Origin of the sequence: Kamptonema animale CS-326 (genome assembly GCF_028330895.1) — a bacterium.
Taxonomy (GTDB): Bacteria; Cyanobacteriota; Cyanobacteriia; order Cyanobacteriales; family Microcoleaceae; genus Kamptonema; species Kamptonema formosum.
The window spans coordinates 1-9273 of record NZ_JAQMUA010000334.1; the positions used below are offsets into that span (position 1 = coordinate 1).

A 9273-nucleotide genomic window follows, 5' to 3' on the forward strand; every position below is an offset into this window, starting at 1 on the left:
ATTCGACTAAAGCGGAGATCGCCACTGGATTGTCTTTGTCGATTTCCCCTAAGCTTTCTACCGCTTGCATCCGGGTATATTCATTCTGAGAAGTGCGGATTAATTCGACTAAAGCGGAGATCGCCACTGGGTTGTCTTTGCCGATTTGTCCTAAGCTTTTTACCGCTTGCCTCTGGGTATATTCATTCTGAGAAGTGCGGATTAATTCGACTAAAGCGGAGATCGCCACTGGATTGTCTTTGTCGATTTCCCCTAAGCTTTTTACCGCTTGCATCCGGGTAGATTCATTCTGAGAAGTGCGGATTAATTCGACTAAAGCGGTAATGCTCTTTTCCCGCTCTGTCTCTTTCAGAACTTCCTTTGCTTCCTCTTCAATTGGATCGCGAAATGTCCGCCACTCTTGTTTCTCAACATTGAAATAACCAAACCCCCACTTAACAATCTGTGCGACAATCGCATCAGCTAAAGAACAATCCTTAAACTCAGCAATCAATACAGCAGCTACAAATACGGATCGATACCAATAAAATTCACAATTGAATCCATCCTCGAACTCTACTAATGCCTTAATAAACCCTTCCTTCCGCTCAACTGAAACATCATCCCGCCCCACCCACAACAACATTACCTCTTTCCACCGCCGCTCAAAAATCCGATAACTCCCCAACTTCGGATTATCCGGTACATGATGCAAGAAAAAATGCCAATCCTCAATAGCCTTCGCCGCAAAATACTCCTGAAACGTGGGATGAAAAAACGCATAAACCGCTTCATCCGTTTTCGCCTCTCTATCAACCAAATTCAGCCACCCCAACTGACAACCTAACTCAAATTCAGATTCTCCCATAAGCTGAATTGCCCAACTTTCTCTTAACCGAAACCGACTCTCACTTTCAATTCCTGCCTTCGCCAATTCTCCCAGCACTTGATTTAACTGCTGTCGCTGTGCTCTTGTTGTCGAGTGTTGCTCTTGTTTCCACTCATAAAAGTAGCGAATAAACCGCTCGTAGAGCATCGCCTGAGTTTCCGGCAATTCCTCATCAAGACTTACATAAAACGTCTGGCACAACAGCGCTAATCGCAGCGGACTTCTGACTAAATTATAAATATTAGCACGGTTGGTTTCCTTTAATTTCGCCAGTAACTTTTCCCCTTTCCTCAAACAGTTACCTAACGAGTTTTTCTCCTGCGCTTTCGCAAACCATTCCCCAATAAACTCATCAACCTGCTCAGGCTTAAACTCCAACGTGCGATAAGTTTCAAATCCCGGCAGCGCATTATTAACACTAGCATCCCAAACATTCAGGCGACAAGTCAAAACCACCCGCGCCTCAGCCACCCATCCGACAAGTTCATCTCGAATTTTTGCTAACGCCTCAGCGGGAGAAGCAGCCGCCATTTCATCGACTGCATCTAACAGCAACCAGACTTTACCTGCTCGAAATTGTTGCTCAAGGGAGGCGGCTAAATTCTCCTGAGTTGCTTCGCTTTTCGCAGCTTGTTTCAGCCAAATTTTCAACAGATACCCGGCTAAAGTTTCACCTTGCAACCCACCCAAAGGAATGCAAATCGGCAACCCCAAATTATTGTCATCAATCCAACTCGCAATCTTATCAAGTAGCGTAGTTTTACCCGCACCCGGTTCGCCAATAATGGCAAGGCGTTGGTCATTTCCCCCTTGAATCACCTCTGTGAGAAACTGCTGATTTTCATAATCTTTAACAATGACTTGCGGATTAAGCTGATATACATCATCTTTGGGCACACATTCATTGCGTCGCTGCTGTTGCTTGCGCTCCAATAACCCCAGTGGCACATACACATTTAATTCGCATCCTAACTCTGTTGCTTGGCGGCGGAGTCGCTGTTTTTTTTGCTGTTCGGTGAGGATGTCGCGGCAGATTTGCGACCAGTTAATTTCGAGTGGATCGGGGTCTGGTGGGTTACACTCCTTCGGATCGACGATTTTGTTGATGTCTAAATCTAAGGCGTTGCAGATGGCGATCGCAGTCTCCCTATCCACCGCTTGTCCCCCGAAAAACCGCTTAACCGTCTTGTCACTGACAGCAGCCTGTACTGCAAGGCGTTCATAGCTTAATGGCGTGCCATTTTCGTCTTTTCCCCGAACCTTGGCTAACTTGAGTTTTGTCAACCCTTCTGGAGTCGCCGAAACGCCGCGATCGCGTATTTTACCCATAGATAAGGGATGGATGCAGTTACTAATAACTAATATATTAAACTCTCTGGCGGATATAGGGACTTTTTAGAGGGACAGTGAAACTTATTATCTGTCCTTAACTGGTCTGGCAAACTCAAAACTACAAAATTAGAGTGAGTTCATAACCAAGTTATACAAAGGTTTTGAGCCATGAATGACTCTCAAAGAAATCAAGCACGGTTACTCAGCGAAGCTATGTCAAACTGCGACACGGCCTTAGAACAAGAACCGCAAAGAATAATTCAATATCAACTGCAAACAAGCCAACCGCATACAGAAAACCTGCCGATCTTTCCTGGCTTACCGCCCTCTGCTTCGATAATGTGGTTTCTGCTACTTTTAGTGCATTTTATCGTTCTGTTGAGAAGCACTAAAAAATAGATTGCTAGAGAGGGCGAACGGTCGGGATCATCCCATTGTTGAAAAAGATTTAAGGCCCTAGCCTCTTCTCTTTGAAGATTTTAAAACAATTAGGCTGAATAAAGTCTTGAAGACTAGGAATGAAAACAGGACTTACGCACCCAACCAAAGAAACCCTGAGCGTAAGTCCTAGAAAATCAAATAATTACTGCCTATAATAATATGTAGTTGCGCTTTAGTGAAGATAGCACAACTACATACATGAGAGTCAATTATTTAATTTTCTTCATTCCTTAAGAAATGAACCCGCCATCTCTAGGCGTGAGAAGCAGTAGCAGTTTGAGCTTTTGGTTGCTGACCATCCGCCGATATGGATTCTCCTTCTATAAAAGAACGTAGCATCCAGGCCATTTGTTCGTGCTGCTCCATCAAACCAGTCAAGAAATCCGCAGTTCCTTGATCCTTAAATTCTTCTGAGCAACTATCAATATGCTTGCGAAGATTGCGGATAACTAACTCGTGATCGTCCACTAAACGCGCCACCATTTCTGTGGCTAAAGGCAAATCGCCAATATGTTCTTTAATCGAGGCATATTTCAGAAATCCTTCAGCAGTACCAATCGGATAACCGCCTAAAGCTCTGACTCGTTCCGCTAGTGCGTCAATATTTTCAGTTAATGCTTGGTAGTGTTCTTCCCACAACTGGTGTAGCGAACGAAATTGAGGGCCGACGACATCCCAGTGATACTTTTTGGTTTTGATTAAGAGTAGATAAGCGTCGGAGAGGTCGTGATTCAACAATTCAACCACGCCACCACGCTGCTCTTCAGATAGACCGATATTTAATTTACGCATTGACACTGCTCCTTTAACCTTCTTTAGTCTCATCTATTTAAACATCTTTTATCTATGAATTACATCAACCGTGAGGATGATAAGTAGCTGAACCTCAATAAATCTCACTATGTAATTGTTCGATAACGAAATCATCGCCATGCCAGGGGATTACTTGGTTAACCTAGTAATTACACCCTATATCTAGCTACTTAGAAATCAGGTTAAAATATTTCCACTTAGATATCTTTAGATAGATGCAAATAATGAGATAATTCTGGCAACGCGATCGCGAGAGAGGTAAGCAGTGAAAATTTTTGTTCCAGGCCGCCTTTGTCTGTTTGGCGAACACAGCGATTGGGCTGGAGGCTACCGCCACGTAAATCCTGCTTTAGAAAAAGGCTACACGCTAATTGCTAGTACAAATCAGGGAATTTATGCAGAAGTTAAGCCTAATTCTACCGAATTGATAATTAAGACTACATTAAATGATAGCACCAAGCTCGATGAAATTGTACTATCTATGGATAGAGCTAGTCTGCTTGCAGAAGCAGAAAAAGGTGGCTTTTTCAGTTATGCGGCTGGCGTTGCTTACCAATTTCTGACTCACTATCGCGTCGAAGGACTGGAAATTGATAATTATTTAACAGATTTACCTATTAAAAAAGGGTTGTCTTCAAGTGCGGCAATTTGTGTTTTAGTAGCTCGTGCTTTTAACCGTTTATACGGCTTGAAAATGACCGTCAGAGGAGAAATGGAGATGGCCTATCAAGGCGAGATTTTAACTCCTTCTCGTTGCGGCCGTATGGATCAAGGTTGTGCTTACGGAAATAGACCGATTTTGATGATTTTTGACGGTAAGCGGATGGAGGTAAATGAGGTCAAAATTCCCAAGGATTTATTTTTTGTAATTGTAGATTTGGCTGCTAGTAAAAACACTCAAGAAATCTTAAGTAGTTTAAATAATTGCTATCCATTTGCTGTTAACCAGGTACAGAAAGATGTGCAGGAATATCTCGGTTCTATTAGTGCTAAAATTACTCTAGATGCAGTTGCGGCTTTGCAACAGGGAGATGCAGAAAAAATAGGTGAATTGATGAAAATTTCCCAGAGCGAATTTGACAGATATTTAATTCCTGCTTGTCCTCAGCAATTAACGGCTCCCGTACTTCATCAACTTCTAACTTATCCAGCTATTCAACCTTATATTTTAGGCGGTAAAGGTGTCGGTTCGCAGGGAGATGGTACTGCACAGTTTATTGTTGAAAATCAACAGAGTCAACAGCAGGTTATTGATATAATTGAGCGAGATTTCCCTCAAATGCAATGTTTAAAGCTCACCATCCCTTCTCAGTCTAGAGTTAGTAAAGCAGTAATTCCAGCGGCTGGGTTTGGTACGCGAATGTTTCCGTCTACCAAGGTTGTAAAGAAGGAATTATTTCCCATTATAGACCGCGATGGTCGCGCTAAACCTGTAATTTTGGCAATTGTTGAAGAAGCAATTAGTGCGGGAATTGAAGAGGTGGGAATTGTGGTACAACCAGGCGATCGCGAAATTTTTGAAGATTTATTTAAAAAGCCACCCAAGTCAGAACTTTTACAAAAATTGTCTCCACAAAATCAGGAATATAGCAAATATCTAGAAGATTTAGGATCAAGAATTACGATTCTCACCCAAGACAGTCAAGAAGGCTTTGGACACGCTGTATTTTCTGCTAAAGAATGGGTAAATGACGAACCATTTTTACTGCTTTTGGGCGATCACATTTATGCGTCTGAAAGTAAAAGTTGTGCGCGTCAGCTATTAGATATTTACTCCCAGGTACAGCAGAGTGTTGTTGGTTTAAGAGTTACGCCATCGGAGATGATTCATCATTACGGTTGTGCTACTGGAGTTTGGCAAAAAGAGGGTTCTATTTTGTCTGTTACTCAATTCTATGAAAAGCCGAAAATAGAGTACGCTCAGCAATACCTCCATGTAAAAGGTATGGCAGATGAGCTGTTTTTGTCAATCTTTGGTATGTATGTACTTCAGCCTAAACTTTTTGATTATTTGGCAGCACACATTAACCAAAATTTCCGGGAAAAAGGGGAATTTCAATTAACATCCTGTCTTGAAAAATTGCGGCAAGAAGAGGGGATCGCAGGTTATATTGTGAAAGGAAAGTGTTTCGATACGGGATTGCCTGATGTTTATCGACAGACATTAATTGATTTTCCTAACTCTGGTCAGTAGCTATGTTTAATAGCAGTAGCTCTCGCGCTTCTTGCTTGACTCTACCTTCAATTACCTCTGCTTGTAAAGTAATAAAAGCCTCGAAGTCTTCTAAGCCGTACTTTGTCATCTGCAAAAGGTGACGCAAATTTTCTTCAGCTTCCAGGGTCAAATAGCCCGTTGCTAAAGCGTTTTGAACAATTGTACTAATTAAATTCACAGTAGTTGTCCCTAGAAATTACACATTCTTACGGCAAGACTAAGCCTTCTTAAACTTTGTTTCACAATTCTGGGGGAATCTAGGTAGTTTCTATCTTAAGAAATAGATGTAATGGCTCAGACTCGGACTAAAGTTAGATATAACAATTGGTAATTGGTAATTGGTAAACGTAAGGTGGGCGCTCGCCGCCCAAGCCTGTAACTCATAGCTAGAGATGGTTTAGGCGAGCGCCCACCCTACATATAGCGTTTATTTATTGCTAGAAAAATTATGACACGGGAACAAATAAGACAGATTCTAGACGCTCTAAAGTGCCTTGCAAGTCATCATTAATTACTTGGAAATCAAACTCACCAGCCGCATCTATTTCTTCTTTAGCGCGTTGGAGACGACGGGCGATCGCATCCTCTGAATCTTGACCCCGGCTCCGCAAGCGCCTCTCTAACTCATCCCAGGAAGGCGGTAAAATAAAAATCCGCAACGCCTCTGGGAAAGTATCTCTAATTTGTCTCGCCCCTTCTAACTCAATTTCTAGGACTACCAATTTTCCCTCTTGAATCCCCTGCTTCACAGACTCGATCGGTGTTCCATACAAATTGCCTGCAAATTCAGCCCACTCCAGTAATTCCCCAGCCTCTACCATTTGTAGAAACTTGCTGCGGCTGACAAAATAGTAGTGTTTCCCCTCAATTTCCCCTTCACGCGGAGAGCGAGTCGTCACCGATACGGATAAATACAGTTGAGAATGGCGTTGGAGGAGCGATCGCACTAAAGTCCCCTTCCCAACCCCGCTAGGCCCCGTCAACACAATCAATCTACCATTCGTCGTCATTGCTTAATCGTCCTTGCCTTGACCATCTTTGTGGAGTACGAATCTGTGAGCAACTGTTTCCGGCTGAATTGCGGACAAAATTACATGACTGGAATCTGTAATAATTACCGCTCTAGTACGCCTACCGTAAGTAGCATCAATCAGTTGTCCCCGTTCGCGCGCATCACTAATGATACGCTTGATTGGCGCAGACTCAGGGCTGACAATTGCAATCACTCGGTTTGCAGACACAATATTGCCAAAACCGATATTAATTAGCTGAATATCCATGCAAAACTAAGGCGCTAGTGTGTAAGAAGCTGTAATTTCTTAATTTTAATGATATCTACAAAAATTTTGAGTTACAAGCCGGAAACTGACAAAAACTGACTTTTTTAGTTTTTCTCAGTTTTCGGCATTTTTTAGCATAATTTATGAATTTTTAATGGCGAAATTTTTAATTTTTAATTTTTAATTTTTAATTCTGTAAGTGCTTTCTGGCTTTTTTGCTCGAAATAGTCTTAAAATGTAACTTGTGCTTGCCAGTAGGGAACTGCAACACCTGTAATTTAACGACTAAAAAGGGTGCTGCTCGTGCAACCAGTTGACTTTACCACTTTAATGGCTGCTTGTTGCGAACTGCGCTCGGACTGGCTGCCGGCGCGTGTGGAACAAGTATATCAGCGCGATCGCCACACTGTAGCTTTAGCACTGCGAACTATAAATCGGCGCGGCTGGCTGGATATTTCCTGGCATCCTCAAGGTGCTCGCCTCTGCATTGGTTCACCACCGCCTCGCACGCCCGATACTTTCACCTTTAGCCAACAACTACGGCATCAAATAGGAAGTTTAGCACTGGTGGCGATCGCACAAGTCGCCCCTTGGGAAAGAGTCATCGACCTGCAATTTGCCCGCAGACCCGGAGAACCCGCCCTCTGGCATCTCTACGTCGAGATCATGTCTAAATATAGCAACGTTATCCTCACTACTCAAGACAACCTGATCGTCACCTGCGCCCACCAAGTCAGCGCCCAACAGTCCAGCGTCCGCCCCATCCAAACAGGTCAACCTTATGAACTTCCGCCCTCCCTCACCGATGCTGTACCCAGTTTAAGCGAACCTATAGAGCGATGGCAACAACGCATCAGCCTAGTTCCCGGACAATTGCGGCGGAACTTACTTAAAAATTATCGCGGCTTAAGTTCAGCATTGGTCATGTCTGCGATCGCAGCCGCCGGTTTAGACCCCGACCAATCTACCTTAGATCTCAGTCCTGAAGATTGGCAACAATTATACAATTGTTGGCAACAATGGCTCCAAGCCTTAGAAAAATCCAACTTTCAGCCTAGTTTTACGCCCCAAGGCTACACTGTCATCGACTGGAATAGTCGGCAATCTCTGAATGGGAAATCGGCTGTTGAATCTGTACAAAAATTACTCAATACCTACTACACAACAGAGTTAAATCAACAAGTATTCGCGCAACTGAGCCATCAATTAAAACAGAAACTCAGCAGCCTCTTAGCCAAATTACGCCTCAAAGCTAATACCTTTAAAGAACGTTTACAACAATCTGCTCGTGCTGATGCTGACAAACTGCAAGCAGATTTGTTAATGGCAAACCTGCACGAATGGCAACCGGGGATGAAAACTATTACCCTCCCCGACTTTGAAACTGGGGAACCAGCCACCATTCCTCTTGACCCCGAAAAAAACGCCGTCCAAAACGCCCAAGCCCTTTATAAACGTCACCAAAAGCTTAAACGCGCTCGTATAGCAGTAGAGCCCCTGTTAGCAGCCGTACAGGAAGAAATAGATTATTTAGAGCAAGTAGAAGCCGCTCTTTCGCATTTGGAAGACTACCATAACTCCGAAGATTTGCAGACTTTAGAAGAAATTCGCGACGAGTTAATTCAGCAGAAATATCTCGAAGATCCCGGTAATCGCCTGCGGGCGGGACAAGAAGCCCGCGCCGCTAAGGAACAAGGGCCTGATTTCTATCGCTATAAAACGCCCAGTGGCTTTGAACTATTAATTGGTCGCAATAATCGCCAGAATGACTTATTAACTTTCCGCATTGCTGGTGATTATGACCTGTGGTTTCATACCCAAGAGATTCCGGGGAGTCACGGATTGCTGCGCCTAGAACCGGGTACTGCGGCTGAGGAAGCAGATTTGCAATTTGCAGCTAATTTGGCCGCTTACTACAGTCGCGCGCGTCAGAGCGAACAAGTACCAGTGGTTTATACTGAACCGAAGTATGTTTATAAGCCCAAGGGTGCCAAACCTGGGATGGTAGTTTATAAGCAAGAGCGAATTATTTGGGGTCGTCCGCAGCAAGCCTTGGCTAAGGCTGCACTTAGGGTTTGATGGCTTTGTCTGTCAATTAAACCGAACACAGGCTTAACAATTTGTTATATATATGCAATTTTTTTGTTAAACTATTACTTGAGAGGGAAGACAAAGGTCTTCATAACCCCCTGCAAGCTTGGGAAGGCGCAGTTTGGGTTTCCTCCTTCTGAGAACACAACGGATTTAAATATTTTTGCAGACCAGCTTGTATTTAAGCTGGTTGTTCTGTTTCAGGAAATAGAAGAAGGGACTAGGGGCTAGGG

At 43.5% G+C, this 9273-nt stretch carries 8 protein-coding genes; 3 read left to right on the forward strand and 5 right to left on the reverse strand.

The annotated features are described in order from the left end of the window. The coding region (locus tag PN499_RS19485; RefSeq protein ID WP_272033767.1) for an NACHT domain-containing protein at window positions 1-2197 on the reverse strand (2197 nt) is incomplete at its 3' end. Window positions 2198-2368: 171 nt separating this feature from the next. Here PN499_RS19485 and PN499_RS19490 point away from each other — a divergent pair. Further along, window positions 2369-2599 (forward strand): hypothetical protein, encoded by a 231-nt coding sequence (locus PN499_RS19490; RefSeq protein ID WP_272033769.1) that lies wholly within the window; start codon window positions 2369-2371, stop codon window positions 2597-2599. 294 nt (window positions 2600-2893) lie between these two features. Here the strand turns inward: PN499_RS19490 and PN499_RS19495 are convergent, their stop codons facing one another. Continuing rightward, the gene (locus tag PN499_RS19495; protein WP_272033771.1) at window positions 2894-3433 is read right to left on the reverse strand and encodes a Dps family protein; all 540 of its coding nucleotides are present in this window, start codon (window positions 3431-3433) and stop codon (window positions 2894-2896) included. Window positions 3434-3719: 286 nt separating this feature from the next. Between PN499_RS19495 and PN499_RS29595 the strand changes: the two genes are divergently transcribed. Next, a complete protein-coding gene (locus PN499_RS29595; protein ID WP_334311705.1) occupies window positions 3720-5648 on the forward strand; it encodes a sugar phosphate nucleotidyltransferase in 1929 nt (642 codons plus the stop codon). On the opposite strand, the gene PN499_RS19510 is transcribed toward PN499_RS29595, so the two are convergent. The 3 genes from PN499_RS19510 to remA all read right to left on the reverse strand — a co-directional run bounded on the left by PN499_RS19510 (window position 5632) and on the right by remA (window position 6949). Beyond that, the gene (locus PN499_RS19510; RefSeq protein WP_272033773.1) at window positions 5632-5847 is read right to left on the reverse strand and encodes a hypothetical protein; all 216 of its coding nucleotides are present in this window, start codon (window positions 5845-5847) and stop codon (window positions 5632-5634) included. The genes PN499_RS29595 and PN499_RS19510 overlap by 17 nt on opposite strands. Window positions 5848-6115: 268 nt before the next feature. Next, a complete protein-coding gene (gene gmk / locus PN499_RS19515; RefSeq protein ID WP_272033775.1) occupies window positions 6116-6679 on the reverse strand; it encodes a guanylate kinase in 564 nt (187 codons plus the stop codon). A gap of 3 nt (window positions 6680-6682) precedes the next feature. After that, complete coding sequence (remA, locus tag PN499_RS19520) at window positions 6683-6949, reverse strand: extracellular matrix/biofilm regulator RemA (RefSeq protein ID WP_007357388.1); 267 nt, start codon at window positions 6947-6949, stop codon at window positions 6683-6685. 303 nt (window positions 6950-7252) lie between these two features. Between remA and PN499_RS19525 the strand changes: the two genes are divergently transcribed. Continuing rightward, window positions 7253-9028 (forward strand): Rqc2 family fibronectin-binding protein, encoded by a 1776-nt coding sequence (locus PN499_RS19525; RefSeq protein WP_272033777.1) that lies wholly within the window; start codon window positions 7253-7255, stop codon window positions 9026-9028. Window positions 9029-9273: the final 245 nt, after the last annotated feature.

Bases quoted from the DNA above. Each gene is read 5' to 3' on its own strand.
- remA (WP_007357388.1), bottom strand. From the start codon at position 6,949: ATGGATATTCAGCTAATTAATATCGGTTTTGGCAATATTGTGTCTGCA.
- PN499_RS19490 (WP_272033769.1), top strand. From the start codon at position 2,369: ATGAATGACTCTCAAAGAAATCAAGCACGGTTACTCAGCGAAGCTATG.
- gmk (WP_272033775.1), bottom strand. From the start codon at position 6,679: ATGACGACGAATGGTAGATTGATTGTGTTGACGGGGCCTAGCGGGGTT.
- PN499_RS19495 (WP_272033771.1), bottom strand. From the start codon at position 3,433: ATGCGTAAATTAAATATCGGTCTATCTGAAGAGCAGCGTGGTGGCGTG.